18 protein-coding genes are annotated in these 24,571 nt (G+C 59.3%); 2 read left to right on the top strand and 16 right to left on the bottom strand.

Annotation, left to right across the window (positions count from 1 at the left end; genetic code table 11):
• Window positions 1–3 precede the first annotated feature (3 nt).
• Window positions 4–795: a LysR family transcriptional regulator gene (locus ACX3VQ_RS01340; protein ID WP_462579153.1), complete on the top strand. Its 792-nt coding sequence runs from the start codon at window positions 4–6 to the stop codon at window positions 793–795.
• On the opposite strand, the gene ACX3VQ_RS01335 is transcribed toward ACX3VQ_RS01340, so the two are convergent.
• From ACX3VQ_RS01335 to ACX3VQ_RS01260, 16 genes are all read right to left on the bottom strand, one after another.
• Window positions 761–1,612 (bottom strand): sterol desaturase family protein, encoded by an 852-nt coding sequence (locus tag ACX3VQ_RS01335; protein ID WP_462579152.1) that lies wholly within the window; start codon window positions 1,610–1,612, stop codon window positions 761–763. The genes ACX3VQ_RS01340 and ACX3VQ_RS01335 overlap by 35 nt on opposite strands.
• A gap of 111 nt (window positions 1,613–1,723) precedes the next feature.
• On the bottom strand, window positions 1,724–2,755 hold the full coding sequence (locus ACX3VQ_RS01330) for an AraC family transcriptional regulator (RefSeq protein ID WP_462579151.1): 1,032 nt from the start codon (window positions 2,753–2,755) through the stop codon (window positions 1,724–1,726).
• A gap of 54 nt (window positions 2,756–2,809) precedes the next feature.
• Window positions 2,810–3,610: a hypothetical protein gene (locus tag ACX3VQ_RS01325; RefSeq protein WP_462579150.1), complete on the bottom strand. Its 801-nt coding sequence runs from the start codon at window positions 3,608–3,610 to the stop codon at window positions 2,810–2,812.
• A gap of 31 nt (window positions 3,611–3,641) precedes the next feature.
• A complete protein-coding gene (locus tag ACX3VQ_RS01320; RefSeq protein WP_462579148.1) occupies window positions 3,642–4,112 on the bottom strand; it encodes an A24 family peptidase in 471 nt (156 codons plus the stop codon).
• 3 nt (window positions 4,113–4,115) lie between these two features.
• Entirely contained in the window at window positions 4,116–4,970 is an 855-nt protein-coding gene (locus ACX3VQ_RS01315; protein ID WP_462579147.1) for a tetratricopeptide repeat protein, read from the bottom strand.
• 12 nt (window positions 4,971–4,982) lie between these two features.
• Window positions 4,983–5,945: a type II secretion system F family protein gene (locus ACX3VQ_RS01310; protein WP_462579146.1), complete on the bottom strand. Its 963-nt coding sequence runs from the start codon at window positions 5,943–5,945 to the stop codon at window positions 4,983–4,985.
• A gap of 1 nt (window position 5,946) precedes the next feature.
• Window positions 5,947–6,948, bottom strand: coding sequence for a type II secretion system F family protein (locus ACX3VQ_RS01305; RefSeq protein ID WP_462579145.1), 1,002 nt, complete (start codon window positions 6,946–6,948; stop codon window positions 5,947–5,949).
• 3 nt (window positions 6,949–6,951) lie between these two features.
• Window positions 6,952–8,343, bottom strand: coding sequence for a CpaF family protein (locus ACX3VQ_RS01300; protein ID WP_462579144.1), 1,392 nt, complete (start codon window positions 8,341–8,343; stop codon window positions 6,952–6,954).
• Window position 8,344: 1 nt separating this feature from the next.
• Entirely contained in the window at window positions 8,345–9,520 is a 1,176-nt protein-coding gene (locus ACX3VQ_RS01295; protein ID WP_462579143.1) for an AAA family ATPase, read from the bottom strand.
• A 17-nt stretch (window positions 9,521–9,537) separates the two neighbouring features.
• A complete protein-coding gene (locus ACX3VQ_RS01290; RefSeq protein WP_462579142.1) occupies window positions 9,538–10,161 on the bottom strand; it encodes a TadE/TadG family type IV pilus assembly protein in 624 nt (207 codons plus the stop codon).
• 2 nt (window positions 10,162–10,163) lie between these two features.
• Window positions 10,164–10,679, bottom strand: coding sequence for a TadE/TadG family type IV pilus assembly protein (locus tag ACX3VQ_RS01285; protein WP_462579141.1), 516 nt, complete (start codon window positions 10,677–10,679; stop codon window positions 10,164–10,166).
• Window positions 10,676–12,355, bottom strand: a complete 1,680-nt coding sequence (locus ACX3VQ_RS01280) for a TadE/TadG family type IV pilus assembly protein (protein ID WP_462579140.1) — start codon at window positions 12,353–12,355, stop codon at window positions 10,676–10,678. The genes ACX3VQ_RS01285 and ACX3VQ_RS01280 overlap by 4 nt, the downstream gene beginning before the upstream one ends.
• A 22-nt stretch (window positions 12,356–12,377) precedes the next feature.
• Entirely contained in the window at window positions 12,378–12,665 is a 288-nt protein-coding gene (locus ACX3VQ_RS01275; RefSeq protein ID WP_462579139.1) for a hypothetical protein, read from the bottom strand.
• Window positions 12,655–14,103: a type II and III secretion system protein family protein gene (locus ACX3VQ_RS01270; protein WP_462579138.1), complete on the bottom strand. Its 1,449-nt coding sequence runs from the start codon at window positions 14,101–14,103 to the stop codon at window positions 12,655–12,657. The genes ACX3VQ_RS01275 and ACX3VQ_RS01270 overlap by 11 nt, the downstream gene beginning before the upstream one ends.
• A 4-nt stretch (window positions 14,104–14,107) precedes the next feature.
• Window positions 14,108–15,049, bottom strand: a complete 942-nt coding sequence (gene cpaB, locus ACX3VQ_RS01265) for a Flp pilus assembly protein CpaB (RefSeq protein ID WP_462579137.1) — start codon at window positions 15,047–15,049, stop codon at window positions 14,108–14,110.
• 53 nt (window positions 15,050–15,102) lie between these two features.
• Window positions 15,103–15,288 (bottom strand): Flp family type IVb pilin, encoded by a 186-nt coding sequence (locus ACX3VQ_RS01260; protein ID WP_462571972.1) that lies wholly within the window; start codon window positions 15,286–15,288, stop codon window positions 15,103–15,105.
• Between the two features lie 949 nt (window positions 15,289–16,237).
• On the opposite strand from ACX3VQ_RS01260, the gene ACX3VQ_RS01255 reads away from it, so the two are divergent.
• Window positions 16,238–24,553, top strand: coding sequence for an Ig-like domain-containing protein (locus ACX3VQ_RS01255; protein ID WP_462579136.1), 8,316 nt, complete (start codon window positions 16,238–16,240; stop codon window positions 24,551–24,553).
• The last annotated feature ends 18 nt before the right edge of the window (window positions 24,554–24,571 follow it).

Here is a 24,571-nt window from a genome sequence, read left to right as displayed (position 1 = left end):
ACTATGAAACGTACTCATCTGCCCCTCAACGCCTTGCGCGTATATGATGCTGCGGCCCGGCACCTGTCGTTCACGCGCGCGGCTGACGAGCTGGCAGTGACGCCTGCCGCCGTAGGGCAGCAGATTCGCGCACTCGAGGATCATTTGGGCGTGGTGCTGTTCCGGCGCACGAGCAAGGGTTTGGAGCTGACCGGCGAAGGCTGTGCCGGGCTTGACGCATTGCGTGAAGGCTTCCTCAAATTCGAGGAGAGCGTGCAGGCCATGCAGGCAGGCCAGGCGTCTGACCGCTATACCATTGCCGTGCCGCGCGAGTTTTATGCGCAGTGGCTCGGCACCCGTCTGGCAAGCTTCAAGGCCGCCAATCCGGGAATCCAGTTTCACATCGTAGCTGACGAGAATGCCGATTTCACCGAAGCCAATCTGGATGTAGCGGTGCGGCTGGTTGACGGGCCGGGCGACCTTGAAGGCGTGCTGCTAGCCCCCGCGAAGCGGGTTGTGGTGGCCGCTCCTGATGCGCAGGACAGCTGGATTGACTGGCCCGGGGCTAATTTGCCCGAGGATATCAAGCCCTGCGTGACCACCGGGAACCCCGGCCAAGCGCTGAGTTCAGCCATATCGGGGCTGGGCAAGGCTGCGCTGCCGCTGCCGCTGGTTGAAGAGGCGGTGGCCACAGGAAGGCTTGTCATACTTGAAGGGCCTGAAGAGGGCCGCCGTGGTTATTGGCTGGTCGCGCCGCTGCCGCAATGGCGCCAGAAGAAGGTCAAGGCACTGGTTGCACATCTGGCCGGGGATTGATCGCCTCCACCGCTGCGCCCCTGCCGAACAGTGGCTTCGCCGCGGCGCGAAAACGAGCCTTGTATTGCGGATGTTCGGTGCCCATCCACCGGTCCCACCAGGTGAAATACAGCCCGAAATTGTGGTTGCCCTGGCTATGGTGCAGATCGTGGTGCGTGGTCGTGGTCAGCCAGTCGAGCCACTTGCTGTCCACCCAGCCGGCCGGATGCAGTTCGATTCCCGAATGACCCATGACGTTGCGGACGATCATCCACGCCAGGAAGATAAAGATTGCAAAGTCGATATAGGCGAGGCCTGCCAGCGACACGCCCAGCAGGAAGATCGGCATGAACGCTGCCTCGGCAACGCCCTCCCAGGCCGAAAAACTGTAGGCTGCCCAGGCTGTTGGCGTGCGCGATTTGTGATGGTGCAGATGCGTGGCGCGGAACAACCGCCGGTGGTGCAGCGCGCGGTGCATCCAGTAGAAATAGGTATCATGCGCCAGCGTAATCGCCACTAATTGCGCCGCGAACAGGCCCGCCGGATAATCGCCCTTGTGGATATGGATCACCCCGCCTTCGACCATCAGCACGGTCGTAAGCCCGGTAAGCGCGAAGAAGAACACCGTGCGCAAGGATGAACCGATTTCGCGGACATAATCCGCCCGCCTTGCGCGCCGGTCCTGAATGCGCCGCGCATCGGACCAACCCTTTGCCAGCCACAGGATCAGCGTCAGCAGCCCCGCCGCGATGAAGTAGCGGCCCAGATCGAACGTGAATGTGGCGACGAAGTGCTCCTGAATGCGGGCGATCCAGAATTGAGCGGTACTGTTGTCCATTTGCGAATCTCGTAACGGTTGATGTTGGAGGGCACTGATTGGCAGCTTGCGCAGCACTTGGCCCCGCAGTGCCGAAAAAAGCCGAACAATTCCGGAATCGACCCGCTTTTTTCAGTTCCGGATGAACATCTCGCGCCGGTAATCGGTTGGCGTTGTTGCAGTTTCCGAACGGAAGGCGCGATTGAAGGTAGGCAGCGAATTATACCCCAGGTCCATCGCGATCGTCAGCACTGGCACGTCAACACGGTCGCGGTCGGCCAGAATCGCGCGCGCTTCGGCAATCCGGTGGTGGTTGAGAAACGCCGAGAAGTTGCGATAGCCAAGCCTGCGGTTGATCAGCGCGCGCAGACGGTGTTCGGGCACGCCCAGATGATCGGCCAGGTCGGTGATCGCCAGGCCTGGTGTGCGGTAATAGCCTGCGGCCATCGCCGCCTCGAGCTTTTCCTTGAGCACGGTTTCGGAAGCCGAAAGGTCCACTGCCGTGCGCTTGGCAACGGCGAGGTTAGATGCTTCGGCCAGCAGTTCCTCGTCGGTCCGCAGCAGCGCCAGCCCGGCAAACAGCGTGACCGTGAAGATCAACACCGCGTTGAGCAATTGTACCGCAGGATGCGCTGGCGCTTGTCCGGCAATCGTTTCGAACACCAGCACCCCGCCGGTTTGCGCGGCGACCAGCACCGGCAGCCATAGGCGGATGAGCCTGCGCTTCTCGACCAGGTCGTCGGCCCGCTGGCCCAGTGCCACGCGCAGCAGATCGGCCACCAGAACCAACGAAACGAAATGGATGCTGTAGAAGCCCGCCGGGTCGAAACGGGGAACAAAGTGAGCGATGAACCAGCTTGCGATCAACACGGCTGTGGTAGCCTGGATGACCCATTTTGGCGGCTCATCCTCGAACAATCGCCGTCCGAACAGCCATGTCCAGAACGGCGCGAATACTGAAGCGAGGTCAACGAAGGGCCGGATTGAAGGGGGCGGATGGATCACGGTCGAAGAATTGATAAGGTAGGCGGCCGCAGAGATGAGCAGCCCCCCAAGCGCGATCTTGATTGGCCTGCGCACCTGGCCTGCAAGTAGCAGTGTAAGCAGCAGCAGGCTTGCCCCCACCGCGATCAACCGCACCGACGTGTCCAGATTTTCAATCATTGCATGATGATTATAGAGACTTGCGCGCGCCAAGCCAGCGCACGTTTCGGCCGATCATGAGGCAGTGGAAAGCGAGACACGGTCCTTTATCGGGTCATATTCCACCACGATCCCCGCGCCGCGCAGTTCGTTGAACGGTATGAAGCCGGTGCGGGTGGCAAGCGCGTTGGCGATGCGGCTGGGCAATGTCTCAACACGAGGGCCGAGCGCGTCGGCGACCGAAGCGGTAGCGATCATGATTTGCGCGCCTTGTTCGATCCGGATCGTGGCGTTGCCACGGCTTTGCCCATCTACCAGCAGCGGTTTGCTGACTGTCAGACTGCCATCTTGTGCGTTGAATCGCGGTTTGCTGCTCGCAACAGTAACGTCCTGAGGTTCCCTTGGCGTCAGGCTTGCCAGATCATAATCAATCGCCAGCATTTCACCAGGTTTGAGATCGGGCAAAGGCTGTCGCGCCGGGGAGGCAGTAGAGCGGCGATGTGCGGAAGGTTCAATCAGCGCCGCAAATGCAGCGGCAAATCCGTTGCCGGTTGAACCGCCCAATTGTGTATCGCCCCTCTCGAGCAAGCCTACATCCGCCGCGCCCAGTCGCTCGTTTTTCTCGACTAGCGCCACCAATTCCTCGACAGGGATTGGCCTGACTTCAGGAAGTGTGATGCGCAGCGGATAATCGGGATTGGTGGCCATTCCCGGCTGACTTGCGACCAGCGGACGGGTTCCCGAAGAAGGCGGGGGCCATGCAAGTGTTGCCAGCCAAGCTACAACTATCAGCGCCAGCAAGCCAAGTCGGGACATGTGGTCAAGGCCATTGTCCACCCACTTTTGCCATGCTGGTGCCGTATCGTAGTAACTCATGGGCCAATTATGCCTCGCAATGGTTGCCGAGTCACGCAGCGAGAAAGCTGCTCCAGGCAACCCAAAGCCCGCCGCCAGTAATCGCCACGCCATAGGGAAATTTGGCGTGCAAGCTCTCTTTGTCAATCGGGCTGGAGCGTAAGATTCGCCGCATCCCAAACCAGATGATGATTGCCACAATCGCCGTGAGCGAAACCCATAACAGCAGAGTCAGGCCTTCGCCGAGCGGGAAATAGGCAGCGAGGCCAGCGTAGAATTTCGCGTCACCGCCCCCAATAATTCCCGCCGCAAACAGCGCCATGCCCACCACCAGTGCGATTGCCGCATGCGCGCCGTGCCAGCCTAGCGCCGTAAAACCACCCTGGCTGTAGCCATACGCAAGGCCCAGCAGCAGCAGAGCCAGCGAAAGCCAGTTTGGCAAGCGGCGATCTCGGATATCGCTTGCCGCGCCCAGCACCAGCAGCAGCGACAGCGCCGCTGGCCACATCAGTTCGGCGTACAAATCCTAGTCTCCGCGCCGCAGCGCCACACGCACCGGATAAGCCGCCTCGCGCAGTGTACTTGACTGTGCGGTGCCACCCCGTGTTATCGTGATCCGTGCTGGGGCGGCGTTGGCGCCAGCTGTTACCCGGCCGACCAGACTGATCCTTGCAGCCTGTGGCGAGGGATCGCTGCGGCTTCCGACCACAGGCATGGTATCAGGAACCTGTTCAGTTGTCTCGATGCGCGACGCCCGCACGATGATTTCAGGCGTGCGCAGCTTGACGTCAGCCGCCTTCTGCGGAACCGAGGTGATGCGCACCTCATTGCCAACGACACGCGTTCTGGCTTTTCCGGATTGAGGCAGCGAAACCGCGCCCCGGTGTTCGATTTCACCAGAAGAAGCCAACAGACCCTCTGCTTCTGCGGCCTTCTGCGCTTCCGCCAGCGCTTCGGCAGCTTCGCGCTCGCGCATGGCAAGCGCTCGCGCTGAAGTGCCAAGCGGCGAGTTGTAGAAATGTGCCAGATTGGCGGCGTATTTGGGATTGGACGAATCAAGCTCAAGCGCGGTCTTGAAATAGCGCTCTGCCAGATCAGCGCGCCCCAGCTTGGCATAGGCGACACCCAGGCCGTTGAATGCATCGGGCGCAGTGCGTTCATTGAGCGCTGCCATACGGAACTGCTGGATCGCAAATGCGATATGGCCCTGTTTCATGGCGAGGCGGCCATGTTCCAGTTCCTGACTACCGAAAGCCTCGGCACGCTGATCGACTTGGGCCGACTGCTTGGGGCCGAAACCGAGCGCCCCTATGAAGCTTTGACAGCCGCCCAGCGCAAGCGCGGCGCCGATGCAGCTCAATGTGCGGATCATCTGTTTCATTTTCTTCTCCCGCTAGAATGCCGGCAAGACTTCGCGAATTGTTCTCACGATTGCCGGTAAAATAAGAACGCCGATCATCGTCGGCAGCATGAACACCACCAGTGGAATCGAAAGCAAGACCGGTAGGCGGTGCGCCTTCTCTTCAGCGCGCATTCGGCGCGCTTCGCGCATTTCCGAAGCATAAACGCGCAAGGTCGTGGCAAGGCTTGTACCCAATTTGTCCGATTGGATCAGCAAGGTTGCGAATGAGCGGATCTCATCGACATTTGAATTTTCACCCAGCTTGCGGAGCGCGTCCTCGCGACTGGCGCCCGCTCGCATCAGCAGGGTGGTTTCTGTCAGCAATGCAGAAACCATCGGATGAGTTTCAGCCATCTCCCGACCGACCCGGTCGAGCGTTGCTTCAAGGCCGAGCCCGGCCTCCACGCATACTAGCATCAGGTCAAGGCAATCGGGAAAGCCGTTTATGACTTCGGTTCGTCTGCTAGCGGCCTTTGCTCGGATATACAGATTAGGGCCATACAACCCCAGTACCGCCAGGATCGCGCAGCTTATGTAAATCTGGAACACTGAAGGCGGCTCAGCCTGCGACACCGCATAGAGAAGATAAAGGCCGGGCTGGACGAACACGAGCAGCAGGCGGATCAGCGTATAGATACGAGGCGCGGCAGGAGAGGTAAAGCCGGCGGCTTTCAACTGTCTAGAAATCTCGCTTTCCGCTGTGTCACCCAGGTTGAGCCCCGCCTCTTCGATGCGTTTGACGATCCGCGCCCAAGCGCCCTCTGTACGCTGGCGCGTCAAAGTCTCGCTGCTTTGATTGCCTATTGCACCGCTAAACGTGGCGAGTTCGCGTGACACACGCAGGCGCCGTGAAATGAAATTGGAAACAAAATAGGCCGTGACTGCGACCGCTGCAAAAATGAGCAGCAGAGACAAAGAGCGCAGTATCCAGTTTGAAGTGAAAAATTCAAACATGTCAAACTTTCAAATCGATCAGTCGACGAATTATATAAACGCCCAATACATACATTATAGCCAAACCAATAAATCCATAAATAAAGATCGGGTCTTCAGCGGTTTCAAAGTAATATTGCGGTGTCAGCAAAAAAATGGAGACAAACGTGAAAACTGGCAGCACACTGAGCATCCACGCCGTCATACGGCCTTCGGAGCTGAGCGCGCGTACCTTCATGAACATCTGATGCCGATCGCGGATCACCTTCGAGATGTTATCGAGGATCTCGGCAAGGTTGCCACCAGTCTCGCTTTGCACCGAAATCGAGACCGCAAACATCTTCATGTCGTCAAGGTCCCAGCGCTCGGCCATGTGCGAGATTGCACCGATCAGGTCGACACCATAGGCGATTTCATCGCTGATCAGCCCGAATTCCGTACCGATTGGATCTTCCATTTCCTTGGTCAACAAATCAATTGCCGATGCGATCGGATGGCCCGAGCGTAAGGCGCGCACGAAGACGTCGAGCGCGATCGGGAACTGGTGCTCAATGCGCTTGCGGCGCGAACTTGCCATGCGGCTTACCGTCAGCAGCGGGGTCGCCACTGCCAGGGCAAGGCTGAAAATCAGACTGAGGACAAACGTACCGATCGCTATCGGATATCCAAAGATTGCCAGGCCAAACACGGTCAGCATGAAAACGGCGACAAAGCCGATGACTATGAATATCAGCAACTGCCCCAGGGTAATGGTGATGCCGGACTGGAACACCATGCGTTGCATGCTCATCAGGATGCCCTCGAGTGCCTCGGGCAATTGCGGCAGGCCCTTAGGCCGGGTTTTGACCAGCTGACCGACGATCTCTTCGCGATCGCGGCCGGCTGCGATTAACTTAAGTCGTTTGTTTACTGCGCCGCGATGGCTGCGCGATTGCTCAACCGAAGAGCCGATGAACTGTGTCGCCACGAATACCGCGGCAAAGATTGCCAGTAGGATGAATATGCGGATTATCTCTGCGGTCATGGCTCAGGTCAACTTCAGTTCCGGGCGGAACAACTCTGCTGGCAACGTTACACCGTAGGTTTCCGCTTCGAGCAGAAATTTGGGCCGGATGCCGGTTGCTTCGAAATGGCCAATTACCTTGTTGCTTTCATCAATGCCGGTCTTTTTGAAGCGGAAGATTTCCTGCATGGTAATCGTCTCGCCTTCCATACCGGTGATCTCGGAAAGGCTGGTTACCTTGCGGCGCCCATCGCTGAGGCGCGACACTTGCAAGACAACGTTGATCGCGGAAGCAATTTGAGCCCTTACAGCGCGCTGCGGCATGTCGATCCCGCTCATCAGCACCATCTGTTCAAGGCGGCTTAAAGAATCGCGCGGATTGTTGGCGTGAACCGTGGTCATGGATCCATCGTGGCCTGTGTTCATCGCCTGAAGCATGTCAAATGCTTCGCCGGCGCGAACTTCGCCCACGATGATGCGGTCAGGCCGCATGCGCAGCGCGTTCTTGACCAGGTCGCGCTGGCTAACCTCGCCGCGACCCTCGATATTGGGCGGACGTGTTTCGAGCCGGGCGACATGGATCTGTTGCAGCTGCAATTCGGCAGAATCTTCGATTGTCACAATCCGTTCGCGCTCGTCGATGAATGACGAGAGTGCGTTGAGCATGGTTGTCTTGCCCGAGCCGGTGCCACCGGAGATCAGCACGTTGCGCCGCGAACGCACGATCGCGGCAAGCACTTCGGCCATCGCCTGCGGAACCGATTCAAGATCGATCAGCTTCTTCATGCTGATCGGGATCTTCGCGAATTTACGGATCGAAAGCAGCGATCCATCGAGCGCCAGTGGGGCAATGATGGCGTTTACGCGGCTGCCATCCCTGAGGCGTGCGTCGACGAAGGGCGAGCTTTCGTCGATCCGGCGGCCCACCGCGCTGACGATCTTCTGGATGATACGCATAAGATGCTTTTCATCCTGGAAGCGGGTCGGCGCGCGCTCGAGCACGCCCGAACGTTCGACGAAGACGATTTGCGAGCCGTTGACCAGAACATCGGTAACGGTCTCATCCTTGAGTAGTGGTTCAAGCGGTCCAAGCCCGAGCAGTTCGTCCATCACCTCGTCGACCAGGTTCGAACGTTCTTCGCGGTTGAGCGGTTGGTCGAATGTCACCAACAATTCGGGAATCAATTGGGTGATTTCGGATTTGATCTGCTCTTCTGGGAGCTTGTCGAGCATGGAGAGGTTGAGCCGGTCTAGCAGACCCTGGTGGATCGCCATGCGCAGCCGCAGCAAAGTGTCCTGCCGCTGGTCGGCCCCAGTGTTCAGCTGAATCACCGGCGCAGCGTCAGGGGCTGCGCTTTGTTGCTCAGCTTGCTGCTCTTGCTTCTCTTCCCCCGGGGGGCGTTTGATTTGCCACATATCAGTCTGCCTCCGCTATGCGGGCGGCAACGAGTTCGCTCAGGAGCATGATATCCTTGCTGAACTTGTTGCGTTTCTGGAGGGCATAGACGAGTTGGCCTTGATCCTGGGCAGCGCGCAGAAGCGCCTGCTCTTGGCAAATACAGGCCAGGATTGGATGTTTGAGCGCTTTCGCTGCATCATGAGCGCTAATGCTTTTGAACAGGCTCTTTTCAACCTGGTTCAGCACCACGCCGATCGCATCCTTTGCGATTCCCATCGAAACCAAGAAATCGAGCTGGCGCTTGGCGTGGCGCAGGCTGGGAATGGTCAGCGTGCCTACAATCAAAGAAAGATCGGCAGCGAATACGGTGGAAAGCGACCAGTTGGTGAAGCTTGCTGGAAGATCGACGATCACCACGTCATAATTGCGGCGGGCAATGGTGATGACGCGCATCAGCTGATCGAAATCGATCGATTCGATTGGAACGATGTCAGACGGCGCGGCTATCACATCGACCAGATCGTGGCCGGTCGCGGTGACGGAACGCACAAGTTCGTCATCCAGCCGTTCGGGTGTTTCGACCAGATCGGCGAGGGTCAACTTGGGGCTGCAGCCGAGATAGGAAGCAACATCCCCCGATTGTAGATCGAGGTCTATCACGCAGGCGCGATGGCCTGCGCCCAAATCATGCGCCATTTGTGCGGCCAGATGGGTGGCGATGGTGGTCGAACCAGCGCCGCCAATGCTTTTGATCATCGCAATGAAAGGGGCAAGGCGGACATTGGCCTTGTTATCCTTAAGTTCCTGTTGCGCGGTATCAACAATGGCAGTGACCAGCTCATCAAGCGTGAATGGCAGGGCAACGATGTCGCTCACACCGCGGCGCAGAAGCTGGCGCGAGGTGGCGATATCGACCTTGGCCAGGCCTGCGATTACCGGCAGGTGCGGCCATTGGCTGCGCAACAGATCGACCCGCTCAAGCGAATTGCGCGATGCCGGATCAACCTCGATCACGATGATCGATGCATTTGCCAGTTCGGCAATGGGAAGCGGGTCTTCGATGCCGCAAGTGATGGCGGTGACATGCCCGGCAAGCCCTTCGAGCGCGGCCAGCTGAGTGGACTGAGCCACAATGTGCACGCCGCCCGGGACATCGAAAGCCTGGCCCACTGCGTTTTCGGAAATGTCGTTCATTTTTCCCATCATCTGTCTCAATTCGATGCCGTACCGCTGGAATCTTCAGCGGTAATTGAATAGGCGAAATCCGGCAGGTTCACGGTGCCGCCGAAAATGTTCAGGCTGGTCGGTGTATAGCTCATCCCGGTCAGCCTCACGGTTATAAGCGGAGCCATGTCTGGCCCGTTGGGGTCACCGGCAAAGCCAAGCCCTGAACCTGCATATTCGATCTGCACATTCTCAGGGGCGATCTCTGGATAGACCAGCTGCATGCGGTCGGTAAGATTATCGAATGCGATCGCATCCTTGGTATAGGTCCCGCGCACGCAGTCTGAACCGGTGCAGCTGCAAGTGGTTCCCGCCGAAGTGCAGGTGATCACGAAATCGGCGATCGGGATGCGATCTCCCTGTCCGATGAAGGTGCTGTCGATGGTACGGCCGATGTAGCTGTCATCGGTGATTTCTTCTGCCACCGGATTGGTCACAGCGGCAAAACGTGCGCCCCATTGGGTGGCCTTTTCACCCTGGTTGAGCCGCCAAGCATAGACCCCCGCCTCGATGGTGCCGAGCACGAACAAGATCAGCAACGGAAGAACCAGCGCGAACTCGGCGGCCATGCCGCGCTCGTCGCGTATCAGGCGCAGGAGGAGGTTGCGCATCGTCATATGCCCATCACCACCGCTTGCTGTGCAGCGTTAAGCGAAGCGCTGTCGGTCAGCACGCCCAGGCCATTGAACAGTGAGTCATAGTCTACCGTGGCTTCAACGATTACAGTCGGCGCCGGTTCAGTTGCGCGGAAGATTCCCGTATGCTCGGTTTCACCTGGAAGCGGGGGAGGACAATCACCGCCGACAGTCACTTCAGCGTCTGACCAGCTCGCAATGCGCGGCGTGCCGCCGGTGATTTGGCCGGTTCGGGTAAGGTTGATTATCCTGTCTTCCAGATCAGAATCATTGATGACCCATGTGCCGCTTCGGCAGTTGATGTCATCAAAGCTGTGCCGCGCAGCATAGCGTGCCCCGTCGCGCACCGCCTTCACCACCTGGTGCTGCTGATACAGATAATGCGCGCCTTCGACAGAGGTGAACAGCAGCAGCACAGAAATTGGCAGGATCAGTGCCATTTCCGCCGCTGCTGCGCCGCGCGTGCAAGAGAGGAAACGCGCCAGCATCGTCATCGCACCAGATACGGGACATCGCGGCGGACCAGCGGGCCGCTAGGGGCCCCAGTGCGCGACACATCCGTTTTGCGGATTACTTCGAAATAGATATCGGCTTTACTAGTGCGGCCGCCCTCGCGATCGGCCGAGGGCTGAACCAGGAACACGTCGATCCAGTCGGCGATCTGTACATCGCTGGTCTTGCCGCGCACGCCCTCTGCGGTGCAGTTGACGATCGCCACCGTCATCACGCGGCGGTCAGGCGTTTTCATGTCACCGGCATAGCCATTGTGCTGGCTGCAGATGGGTGTGGCCTGTTTCAGTTCGGTGGCGCCGGTGGCCCCAACTGGATGGGGATCAAGGATAACCACCCCGTCGACCAGGTCGCCTTCGCGCTTCACTTCCCACTCATAAACTTCGTAGCGGGTGGGTGTGCTGGTGGTTAGCGCATCGGTGCCATGAGTAAGATTGTATTCCCAATCTACCTGAGTCCAGCTCGTGCCGATTGCTTCACCATTGCGGCCGGTAGAGGTACGAACGTAATGGCTGCGGAAATAGGCATCGCGGTCCCAGATACCATCGCCAAAGCGGCCACCGGTGCAGGTGCCGCCGGCGCTCACCGCATGGCAGATATCGCGCGGGTGGCCCATGGAATATGGCGTGGTGGTGGAGGGAAGCGGTGCAACACTCGATGGCAGGTACTTTGTGGCCGCGGATTCCTTCCAGCCGCTGCTGTTGATTGAGCAGGCATTGGTGCTCGAGGCTGGCGTGTCCTGCGCTTCGCGGATCAGATCCTTGCGTGAATTGAACGCAGCCGGGCACTGGCCAGGCGATTTGCAGGTCGAGTTGTTTTGATAAATGTCAAAGCGAGTGTTGATCGAATCAATCGCGCCCGCTTTTAGGCCGGGCTCTGTATCTGGCGCGATGGTTTCATTGCCGTCGATCGCTATACAATTGTCGAGCGAGGTCAGCCAGCCGAGCCCTTCGGCAACCGCGCTTGCACCGGCTCCGAGGTCAAGAAAGCCGAAATTGCCCGGTTCCCAGTAGCTTGGCCCCGAACCGGTCGGCCCGGCGACCACGCGCACGCCTGTGCCGCGCCGCGTTGCGATATCGAAGGTCGAATTTGGATTGCCAGTCGAACCGCGATCGGTCTCGTCAGGGTTACAGATCATCAGCGGCGGAATGCGGCACAAAGAGGAACCCATCCCAGCCACTGCGGAGGCAATGAGGTCGCCCGCAATGGCGCCTACCACCGGTGTAAAGGCGTATTCTGCAGCGCGTTCTTCGACAGTAACCTGTACGAAACCGGCCTCTGCAAAACGGGTTACATCGGTGAAGCTGTTGGTGCCGGCCTCTGCGTCTGCACGGCTGGCGTAGAATACAATATCGGCATCGGGCACATCTATGTTGGTGCCGGTGCCATCATTGGAGAACAGCGTAGTGTTGGAAACCAGCCCGCCCTGGATCGCGGCAATCGCGCGCTCCATCGATCCGCTGGTCCGATCCAGCTGTGAAGCGCCAGCCAGCGCGGCCTGATCAGCCGCATTCTGAAGTTCTGTATCCATACCCACCAGGCGGGTATAGTCATAGGCAAGCCCGATAATGGCGACCAGCGGGATCAGCGCGATGGCATAGATTGCTGCCACCGCACCATCGGCGTTTCCGACGAATCGTTTAAGCTGATCCCTTTTCATCGCGTGACATGTCCTTGCTTGCCTAGCTGCCGCTGCTCGTGCCTTCAGTGGTATCTATCCGTTCCGGTCGCTTGACCGCATCGTTGCGATAACGCTCGATCGCCTTGGCCGCGTGCTCCGCGCTGGTGGGTGGGATCGGCGTGTCATATTGCGGATCAGGGTTGACCACCATCGCGGCATAGGTGGCGCGATTGGCCTCGCCAAAGCCGGGATCCTGATAACCAAACAATTCCTTGTCGGCCACGCTGGTGCAGCCGCCAAGCGTGGTCGCCGCTGCGAGGAGCGCAATCGTGTGCTTCTTAAAGTTCATAATCGCTCTCCTCGCCTGTTGGTGCGCCTTCACCGTCATCATTGGGCTCAAGTTCCTTGGGCCGGTACATGGTGCCGTTGAGCAGTACGTCGGCCTGAACCGGATCGGCCACGCGGTCTGTTGGCAGGCGAACCTGATCTGGCCGGATGGGCTGCACCAATCGCGGTGTGACCACGATCAGCAACTCTGTTTCGCCCTTGCGGAAGCTCGACGAACGAAACAGCGAACCGATGATCGGCAGTGAGCCGAGCAGCGGAACCTGGTCAACCGTGGTTTCGAAATCCTGCTGGATCAACCCGGCAATCGCAAAGCTTTCGCCATCGCGCAGTTCCAGCACGGTGCTGGCGCGGCGGGTCGAAAGGCCGGGAATGGTGAGTCCGCCGACAGTGATCGAAGCGCTGGGGTCGATCGAGCTTACTTCGGGTTCGACCAGCAGGTTGATGGTGTTGTCGGAAAGCACGGTAGGGGTGAAGCCCAGGCTAACGCCGAAGGGCTTGAACTCAACCGTGATTGCGGTGCCGCCCCCGTTGTTCTGTCCCCCGCTACCCTGAGTTACCGGTATCGGGAATTCGCCGCCAGCCAGGAACGAAGCGCGTTCGCCAGATAGCGCGATCAGAGTCGGTTCGGCCAATGTTTTCGACATGCCCTTTGCTTCAAGCGTGTCGAGCGCGACATCGATATCGAGGCCCAGCACATCGCCAAAGCTGCGGGTCAGCACGCCAAAGGATTGCGTCACCGCCGATACGCCCAGCACGCCAATGCCGTTCTCATCAGGAGTCAGGCTGGCACCCGATCCGATCGCGCCGTTGAAGCGACCGCCGCTTGAGCTGAACAGCGATCGAACGCCCAGATCCTTGCCCACGCTGCGGTTGACCTCGGCAAAGCGTACTTCCAGCATTACCTGCTGGCTGCCGCCCAGCGCCATCAGATTGACAACATTGTTACCGGCATAGGCGCGGGCCAGCTGCACCGCGCGGTCCGCCGCGCCAGCACTGCTGACCGTGCCCGAAAGCACGATTGACTGGTTGGAAATGCGCGCCTCGATCCGCTCGTCAGGCATCAGCTGTAAAACTTGTTCGCGCAGGCCGATCACGTCCGGGCCAACCGCCACATCCATCACCGCGAGCACATTGTTCGAGCGGTCATACAGAGTGAGGCTGGTGGTCCCAAGTTCCTTGCCCAGCACATAGACCGAACGATCGGAGATCGGGAAAATGTCAGCGATCGCGTCATTGCCGATCATCGCGCGGGCGATCGGCCGGTCAGCGGTAATCACCTGGCTCTTGTTCACCGGCACTTCGATCGAGCCGGCATGGATGGACTGCTGGCCGTCCTGCGCGGCAAGGGGCTGAATCGTGCCGGGAATGGCCCCGCCTGACAGCCCTATCAGCGCGGCAGCACCGATCAGCTTTATGCGCGTCTTGAGGTTCGTACGCATGGTTTCAATTCCCCCCTTTGCGCTTGACATCATACGTAGTCGGCTCAACCCCGCGGACGATCAACATTGTCGGGCCGCGCGGGCGGCGCACCACGGGTGCCCTGCCGCCAGACGAGGCCGGCAGCACCGCCGGAGCCGGGCTGGTTTCACGGGCCGCGATATAAAGCCCCGCGCCGCCCAGATCAGAGGTGGTAACCACCCGCGTGCCGCCAACATCCTGATTCTCGACATTGCGCAGAGCCAGGCTGAGCGCGCCAACCTGGCGCGCCAGTGTAAGCTTCTGCGCGCCGATGATATCGGTTTGCACGGTTGCGGTCTGGCCCACTTTGGGTTCGGTTTCGCTTTCGCTTGCAATCTGATCGATCGCCAGCACCTGCACGTTTTCCAGCACCACATGGGTCATCTGGTCAGAAGGGGATGCCCCATCGCCCGGGATCTGCCGCGTCAACAGCACATCCACAACGTCGCCCGCGCGCACGAAACCAGCCACGCCAGTAACCTGGTTGACCGGGATCGTAACCGCCCGCAATTCTTCGGGCAGGATCGCTGACAGTGTGGCGCGGCCACCTTCGCCGCTGACCTTGCTGGCAAGTACAGGTTCGCCGATGGTGATCGGGTGCAGCGCCACTCGGCCGCCGCGGGTCGCTTCATCCACGGTAACAAAGGCGCCTTGCGGCACCGAATTGGCTGGCCAATTGGCCAACCGCAAATTGGTGGTGGTCAATTGCGTGCCGAACTGGAAGTCCTGCGTGGCAACGACGATGCGCGCCATGCGGTTTTCCTCCGCCTCGCGCGCCTGGCGCTGATCAACGCCGGAGAAATACGAATTTGCCAGATATACCGCGACCAGGCCGAGTAATACGGCCAGCCCGATAATAAGAAGATTTCGGCCCCTCATATTAACCCCCACTGCTGCCAGAAACCGGATGAATTTCCCGCGGCCCATCAAGAACCGCGGGAAATCTTACGCGAAAATTGCGATCTCAGCTAAGCTGATTATTAGCATTCGTTCGTCGGATCGGTGGAAGCGATGCAGTCAGCGGTTTCGTTCATTTCGTCGCCGATCGCAGTGCCAAGGTTGACGGCGCCAAGCACGATTGCCGCGCCGACAATGGCCAGGATCAGAGCATATTCGGCCGCCGAGGCGCCGGATTCGTCACGAAGGAAAGTTTTGATGAAAGTCATGTCAATTACCCCATAAATGGCACCGGATCCGGAGAGGATTTGTGGTGCTGTCCAGTTCAAGGTTTCCGGCTTCTATTTCCGGATGAACCTGCCCCGAGGGGGGTAATGCGTTGGAACCGGCGCGACCCGTTTATGTTTTCCCGGCTTCGCGCCGGATCTTCGCGCTTGGTTCCCCTCGGAACTGTTTTGAATCTTCATAGGTTAACCCGCTAGGGTCAACATTATAGAGTTTGCTTTGAACTATCTCCGAAAAACAAATACTTAAGCTGCCAGTCCGCTAACAAACTCGGTTAACACGTGGCTTGATTGACGCACATTGTATGCGAATCATTTCGCCTTGTCGCCCCAATTCGCACCAATCGTGTTGATTCTCAAAGCTATAGTGATTCGCAAGTAGTTACCAGCGCGGGCAGGGCGCGGGCAGGGCGGGCCAATCACACTGCCACCGCGATTGCTGCGGCGTGCGATATATATAGCGCACATTCGGGGCACAGCTGAAACGCATCGGGGGTGTGCATCGGCCGCAGCCCCTATCCCGGCCTATATATAAGGCGGCGCCTGGCGCCCCGGTTCCGGCCCCGAAATCACCGGAGGGGGCAGGCGCATTTCAGCCCGGGTTATTCAGCTCTTGCCAAGCGCATGTGCCAGATTGGGACGGGCGCAAGCCCCGATGCCCGCAATATGGTTTTTCAGTAGGTTGCGAGTGCCGTAAAGAATCCGGAATATGGTTACCAGCCTTGCAACCAAATCGATTCACTGTTTTTCTGTGCCTAACGAAAAGCCCCCGTTTCCGAGTCGTTCGGAATGATGAGTGGGCAAAGCAACGGGCCGCAAGATCGAATTCTCCGGGTTCCGGGGTGATTGGAAACGGCAAATGCGGCTGGGTCTCAAACAAATCGGTCTTGCTAGCTGAACCGGATGGTCCGGTTCACCTTAGAGGGGTTCTAAAATGGTTGATTTCGAAGGCGGCAAGCGCGGTGGTTTCGAACGTGACGAGAGCTTCAACGATGCTCTGCTGAACGGCTCGAACGAGTATCAGGAATCGCCCGCAAACATCTCTGCCGGAAGCCGAATTATGGTTGCCGATGCCAATGGCGTTGTGACTCTTCCGGCTGGAACCACGCTTGACGATTTCGTCGTCCAGGGCCGCGATCTGGTGATCAAGCTGGCCGATGGATCGACCATTCTGATCCCCGATGGCGCGATCAATACGCCGCAGATCGTGATCGATGGTACCGCGATCTCGCCGATGGCGGTTTCGGCTGCCCTCAACGGCCTGCCGATGTCGCCTGACGATGAAGGCTTCAACCCCGATGCGCTGCCAAACCCGCCGTCCAGCTCGGGCGGAAGTTTCGACGATGGCGACCTGTTCCTGCAGGACGCATTCGATCTTGGTAACCTTCTTCCCTATACCGAACTGGCCTTCGAGCCGCAGCCGGAAGAGGAAATCATTCCGGGTTTGGAGGACGAAGATCCCGATGTGGTGATCGAGACGCCGGACAACCCGATCGGCGTCGAAAACGCGATCGCCACGGTGGCCGAACGCGGCCTGCCCGCGCGCGGCGACGAGCCGCAGGGCACGGCAGACGAAACCAGTGCCGAAACCACCACCGGCACGATCATCTTCAGTGCGCCTGACGGGCTTTCGGCGATCATCCTCAACGGCGTGGAAATCACTACTGTCGGCCAGGAATTCGTCACTCCTTTCGGCACGCTCACCATCACCAGCATCAATCTGGATTCGGGTGAGATCGGCTTCAGCTACACGCTGGCTGACAATCTGCTGGGCCTGACCGAGGACGGCAATTTCTTCGTCACCGTGGTTGATCGCGACGGCGATACCGCCGATGCATCGCTGAAGATCCTGGTTGAGGATGACAGCCCGATCGCGGCGGATGACATCGGCATTGTTGCTGGCGGCACTTTCGGCCCGATCGAGGGCAATGTTCTCGACAACGACGAATCGGGCGCCGACGATTATCCCGCTGGCGAGGGCGGCGTTGAAGCCGTCACCGGCTTCAGCAACGAAGGCGGTTCGGCGCAGCCGGGCGATTCGCTTCAGGGCGAATACGGCGTGCTCACGCTCAACGCTGATGGCAGCTATAGCTATACCCGCGATTACAATACGCCTGGCGATGTCAGCGACGTGTTCACCTATACGATCATCGATCAGGATGGCAGCACCGACACCGCGATACTGACAATCAACATCGCTGACGCTCCGAATACGATCGAGATTCCTGACATCGGCGAAGGCACGATTGTGGACGAGGGCGGCCTGCCAGAACGCGGCGATCCGTTGGAGCCGGAAGGCACAGATGCCGGTTCCGGCAGCGATTCCACCGGTGGCACCATCACCTTCAATTCGCCTGACGGCCTCGGCAGCATCACCATCGGCGGCGTCGAGGTGAACCTCGACAATCTTGCCGGCAATGACGCCGACGACCAGGTCATCATCGACGATGCGACCGGCACGCTGGTGATAACCGCGGTCACCTATGATCCGGTGACCGGTGACGGCTCGATCACCTATGAATACACGCTGGGTGACAACACCTCGGGCGACGACACTTCGGTTTCGTTCGAAGTGGTGGTGACCGATCTCGACGGTGATGATGCAACGGATGACCTGGTCATCAACATCGTGGATGACGAGCCTGAAGCATTCGACGATTCTGCCACGCAGGATTCGGAGAACGCTCCCGTCACGGTCGATGTGTTTGCCAACGATATCGAAGGCGCTGACGGCGTCGCGCTCGATACCATTGTGCTGGTTGAGGGAACGCTCACCGGAGCCGGCGAACTCGTCAACAATGGCGACGGCACTTTCACCTACACGCCCGCCGCGGGCGAAGAAGGAACGGTGACGTTCGATTATTCGATCACCGATGGCGATGGGGACAGCTCGACCGCCACGGTAACGATCGACCTGCTCGACGATTCGACGCCCCAAATCAGCACCGAGGGTGGTGATGTGGTCAACGAATCCGGCCTCGACGGGCCGCCCGCTTCGACCTTCGAAGGTTCGAACAGAGGTGCGGACAGCGAAGTCACCACGGGCGTGATCAACATCAGCACCGGCGGCGATACCGTGGCATCGCTGGTCATCAACGGGGTTGATGTGACGGGCGGCGGCACGGTGGCGGGTGCTTATGGCACGCTGACCGTGTCGTTCGACGGCACCGATTACAGCTACAGCTATGAACTCGGCGACAACATCACCGATGTCGATCTGGTGGACGAGGTTGACAGCTTCAGCCTGACCGTCACCGACAGCGATGGCGATGAAGCCAGCACTACGCTCGACATTACGGTGATCGATGATTTGCCAGATGCGCAGGACGATACTTTCAACCAGCAGGCGGAAAATGCGCCCGTAGTGGGCGATGTCTCGACCAATGATGTTGGCGGCGCGGACGGCGCAGCGAGTTTTGCCGAGAATGGCGATCTGAGCGGCACTGGCACGCTGGACTTCAACTCCGACGGCAGCTTCACCTACACGCCCGGAGCGGGCGAGCAGGGCACTGTGACATTCACGTACACGGTGACCGATGGTGACGGTGATCCTTCGACCGCGACGGTGACGATCAATCTGCTCGAGGACTCGGTTCCTGCGCCGAACAATGCGGTTGCGGCGGTCGACGATGACGGCCTGGCAGGCGCCAATTCGGGCGCGGATGCTGCGACCGATCTCGACGCCGATGCGGGCGATAGCGGCGCTGGCCTGGGCGACGAGAGCGTGTTTGTGGGCACCTTCACGGCCGACTTCGGCGCGGACGGGCCCGGCACGTTCACTCTTGCGGGCATGGACGCGACAAGCGGCACGGTCGGCACCGAGAATGTCGATTACAGCTGGGATGCGGGCACCAACACGCTAACCGCGACGATCAACGGCGGCGACCGCGACGGGACCGATCTGTTCACGGTTGCGGTGGACCCGGCCTCCGGCCAGTACACGGTGACGCTGCTGACCAATGTCCTGCACACCGATGACGGCACCGATACCGAGAACGATGCGAGTGCGGTTCTGACCTTCACCGCAATCGACAGCGATGACAACGATGCTGTCGACGGCACGCTGACGATCACCTTCGACGATGACGTGCCGAGCGCGGCGGATGACACCTACAATCAGGGCGATCAGGGCGGCGAGAACACCGCGGTCACCGGCGATGTGTCGGACAACGATGCAGAGGGTGCGGACAGCCCGGCGAGCTATGCCTACAACAACGACCACAACGGTACCGGCACGCTCGATTTCAACTCCGACGGCAGCTTCACCTACACACCCGCTGACGGCGAAGAAGGCACGGTTACTTTCAGCTATACGCTGACCGATGCCGATGGTGACGAGAGCACCGCCTCGGTCACGATCAACCTTGAGGACGACTCCACCCCGGCGCCGAACAATGCGGTGGCGGCAGTCGATGACGACGGGCTTGGCGGCGCCAATGCGGGCGCGGATGCAGCAACCGATCTTGACGCAGACGTGGGCGACAGCGGTGCTGGCCTGGGCGACGAGAGCGTGTTTGTCGGTACCTTCACGGCCGACTTCGGCAATGATGGGCCTGGCACGTTCACGCTTGCAGGCATGAACGCGACGAGCGGCACGGTCGGCGCCGAGAGCGTCGACTACAGCTGGGATGCGGGTTCCAACACGCTGACCGCGACGATCAGCAGCGGCAGCCGCACTGGCACCGATCTGTTCACGGTTGCAGTGAACCCGACCTCGGGCCAGTACACGGTGACGCTGCTGACCAACGTCCTGCACACCGACGACGGCACCGATACCGAGAACAATGCAAGCGCGGTTCTGACCTTCACCGCAATCGACAGCGATGATAACGATGCTGTCGACGGTTCACTGACGATCACCTTCGACGACGATGTACCTACCGCCAATAACGACGGTTCGCCCGGCGCGCCGATCGCGATTGCGGAAGACACTCCGACGCCGATCGATGTATTTGCCAATGACGTGGAAGGCGCGGACGGGGTTGCCTTTGGCGACATAGCGCTGGAAACCGATGCGACCAACGGCACGGCAGTTTATAACGGTGATGGCACGTTCACCTACACTCCCGATGCGGGATATGCGGGGCCAGACAGTTTCACCTACACGATCACCGATGGCGACGGGGACACCTCGACCGCGACGATTTACGTCAATGTGGGCGCGGATTCGGCTCCGGAATTCAACGCGGGCAATGCCGTGGTTGACGAGGACGGCCTTCCTGGCGCCAATCTCGACAGCAATCCGCTGCAGGTGAGCCCGGCCGAGACCGACTCGACCGAGGACAACACCGATACGGTGAACTTCACGGTCGATTTCGGCAACGACACTCCGCTCGATGTGGATGCGGCGATCGCCTTCATCAATCCGGACAGCCTTGACGGCCAGCTCAGCTCTGATGGGCAGCCTGTTGACTTCGCGCTCGATGGAAACGGCGATCTGGTTGGCACCGTCGATGGCGGCGCGACCGAAGTGATCCGGATTTCGCTCAATGCGGGAACGGACCAGCTCGATGGCACGGTCGATTACAGCTACACGGTGACGCTGTCGCAGCCGCTCGACCATGCCGATGACGAGAGCGAAAACACCGCGCTGCTGACCGGCGTCACCATCGAGGTGACCGACAGCGATAGCACGCAATCGACCGACACCTTCACGGTGACGATCGTCGACGATGTTCCCACTGCCAACAATGATACCGACAGCACCGCAGAGGGTGGCTTCACGGCCGGCAATGTGGTTCTCGGCACCGGCAGCCCTGACGGCACGGCCGGAGCCGATGTGAGCGGAGCGGATGGCTTTGGCACTCCCACCGTGATTGGCATCACCAGCGTAAACCAGGGAACTTCGGACAGCACGGCTGACGATGGCTTCGGCAACTTTGTGCTGGCCGGCGAATACGGCACGCTGACGCTGAACCAGAACGGCAACTACGTTTACCAGTCGAACCCTGATTCGGTCCTGCCTCCGGGCGAAACCGATGTGTTCACCTATACCATCGTCGATGCGGACGGGGACACTTCGACCGCGACGCTGACGATCACCATTCTCGATGTTTCGCGGCAGCCCGACAACCAGACCAAGACGGTGTTCGAAGCCGCGCTTGACCTGAATCAGGATGACCGGACCGGCACGCTCAACGATGACCTGGCAGCGGGCAATGTGGAAGGCAGCCAGCCAGGGCTTGATACCGAGACAGTGTCGGGTCAGCTCAACGTGGTTGGCGCAACCAGCTACACGCTGATCAGCTTCACTGATAATTATGGTGAATTCCAGCTCAATGCCGACGGCAGCTACACCTACACGCTGACCGATCCGGTGCTGAGCCCGACCGGCAACAACTCGACCAACACCTTCACCGGTGTCGAAACGATCGTCTACCTGGCCACGGATGCCAACGGCAACACGGTGCAGGGTACGATCACGATCGACGTGGTTGACGATGTGCCAACGGCAAACGATGACACGTTCAACCAGGTAAGCGAGAATGCGGACGTGGTTGGCGATGTGAAACTCGACAACGGCAATGGCGCCGATGTCGAGGGTGCCGACGGTGCGGCAAGCTATGTTTATAACGACGACATTGACGGCACGGGCAACCTTGTCTTCAACGCTGACGGAACCTTCACCTACACGCCGGCTGACGGCGAAGAAGGTACGGTTACTTTCAGCTATACGCTGACCGATGGCGACGGTGACGAGAGCACCGCTACCGTCACGATCAACCTTCAGAATGACAGCACGCCATCGGCGGGCACGGTCACCGCGCGCCTTGATGACGACGGATTGCCCGGCGGCAACGATCCGAACAATGCGGGCGACGATCTCGACGCCAATACCGATGGCAACAATAACGACATCGTTTTCGTCGGCACGTTGACCGGAAGTGTGGGCAATGACGGCCCGGCCACTTTCAGCTTCGCGGGCATGGATACCTTGACCGGTACTGCCGGAACGGAAACGGTGACCTATAGCTGGGATGCACTCACCGACACCTTGACCGCGACGGTCACGGGCGGCGATCGCGATGGCACCGATCTGTTCACGGTCGAGATCACCGATGTAAACACCGGCGCCTACACCGTCACGCTGCTGACCAACTTCCTGCACGACGGCGGCGATGATGGCGAGATGGCGGGCGGGGTGGACTCGCTTAACCTCACCTATACGGTGAGCGACAGCGATACCCCGGCTGATACGGCCAATGGCACGCTGACGATCCAGTTCGGTGACGATGCGCCGAACGACTTCACTCCTGTCGATCTGACGGACACCACCAATGCAACAGGCACGACGCAGGACGATGCTCTCGTCAACAGCGGCACGGCAACTGCAACACGCCTGATCAATGATCCGAATAATGACGGGATCGGCACCAATTTCATCGGTGCAGATGGCTTTGGTAGCCTGACCTTCACTGGCGGGACCGATGGTGTGACGACGTTCGAGACCACTGGCGGTGTTCCGATAACCTCTGGCGGCGACACGATTTATCTGTTCGGCTTCGGCACGGGCACGCTGATCGGCACCACCGATCCGACGAATACCGATGTCGGGGCAAAGGTGTTCACGGTCACGCTTAACGCCGGCACCGGTGCAGGTAACGATGCCACCTACACGATCGATTTCGATCAACCGCTCGATGACGGTTCGGGGTTTGTGTTCGACGACTTCTCCTCCGCTCCCGCGGGTCAGAATCTGTGGATCGGACTCGATGCCGACGGAGTGGACATCAATCTTTCGCAAAACGACAGCGAAGATTTGCTGATCACCGGCCTTAATGGTGGCACGGTTAATACGAGCGCAACCGACATTGGCAGCAACAACCAGTGGATTGATGAGAACGAGGGTCTCCGACTCGATTACGTCACAGATGTTGCACGTGATCCCGGCCAGGATGAAAAGGATGCCGGGGGTTACACTTTCGACGCTCACTACTTGGTCACCGACTCTTCGTTCACGGTCATGCAGGTGAAAAGCGGCGGCGCACAGGCTGCGGTTACGATCTCGCTGTTCCTTGACTCTGATGCCGCCCCCAAGGACACGCTTAGTGGGACACCGGTTGCTGTCGACATTACCTCGCTGACGGTGACCGATGCCAATGGTGTGGACATCACAGCGCTGTATACCAACGGTAATCCGAACGACGGCAATTTCGTCGACAATCTGGATGGCACCGTAACAGTAACTGGCCTTGGTGCGGGTTACACCGTCTCCTTCGAGGGTGTGACTGACTTCAATGCAGTCGAATATAGTCATGGTGGAGGCGATGATTTCGCGCTTGGTGCGTTCGGCTTCAATTCGGCGACAGCTGGCAATGACCTGACGTTCAACTTTGACGTCTTGGCTACCGATGGCGACGGCGACACCTCGACTGGAACCATCGATATCACGGTAACTCCGGACACTTCCGTCACCCCCGTCGTGCTTGATCTCGATGGTGGCGGCAATGAGTTCACCAGCCTCAGCGGCGGTCTTGCCTATGATTACAATGGCGACGGTGTGAAAACGCAGACCGCGTGGATTGCCGCGGGCAGCGCGATCCTGGCTTATGATCTGAACGGTGACAACATCGTATCCGATGCCTCCGAATTTGTGTTCGGCGGCAACGGGATGACGGACCTTGAAGCCATCGCTGCAAAGTATGACACCAATACTGATGGCAAGCTCGACGCGAATGACGATGCTTATGGTAAATTTGGGGTTTGGATCGACGCCGACCTCGATGCGGTTTCCGATGCGGGCGAATTTGTCAGCCTCGCCGATGCCGGGATCAGCTCGATCCAGCTAGTGTCAAATGGCATCCCCACGATTGAGGCTGATGGTGATGTCACCGTTTTCGGTACGGCCAGCTTTACCATGGAAGATGGCAGCACCGGTGCGGTATCGGATGCGGCTTTTGCCACCGGCAGTGATGTCGACCCGGCGATGATGGAGGCGCTGCTGGCGCTGCAATCTTCACCGGAACCTGCAGATGCCAACCTGGCCGATGCGACAGGCATGGATCAATCGGAAGAGGCGCCCAAACTGGCCGCCATCGTCGATGATATCATGGCTGAGAACGCAATCGACACCATGCTTGACCATCTTGCAGGAAAAGACGCGGATTTCGTTGGAATCTCTGAAGAAGGCGGCTATCTTGATGATGGTGCCTTGGCCCAGATGATTGAAACGGGCGCGTTTGCCTTCACCGGCAATATGGTGGCTGACTTGCACGAAGATGCAGCAGCTCTCGCGACAATACACGCTTGATATAGAATCCTTTGACCA

It is taken from the genome of Altererythrobacter chaiwopuensis, assembly GCF_054957735.1.
Note: the sequence above shows the minus strand (reverse complement) of the source record. Positions and strands in the feature narration are given on the sequence as shown.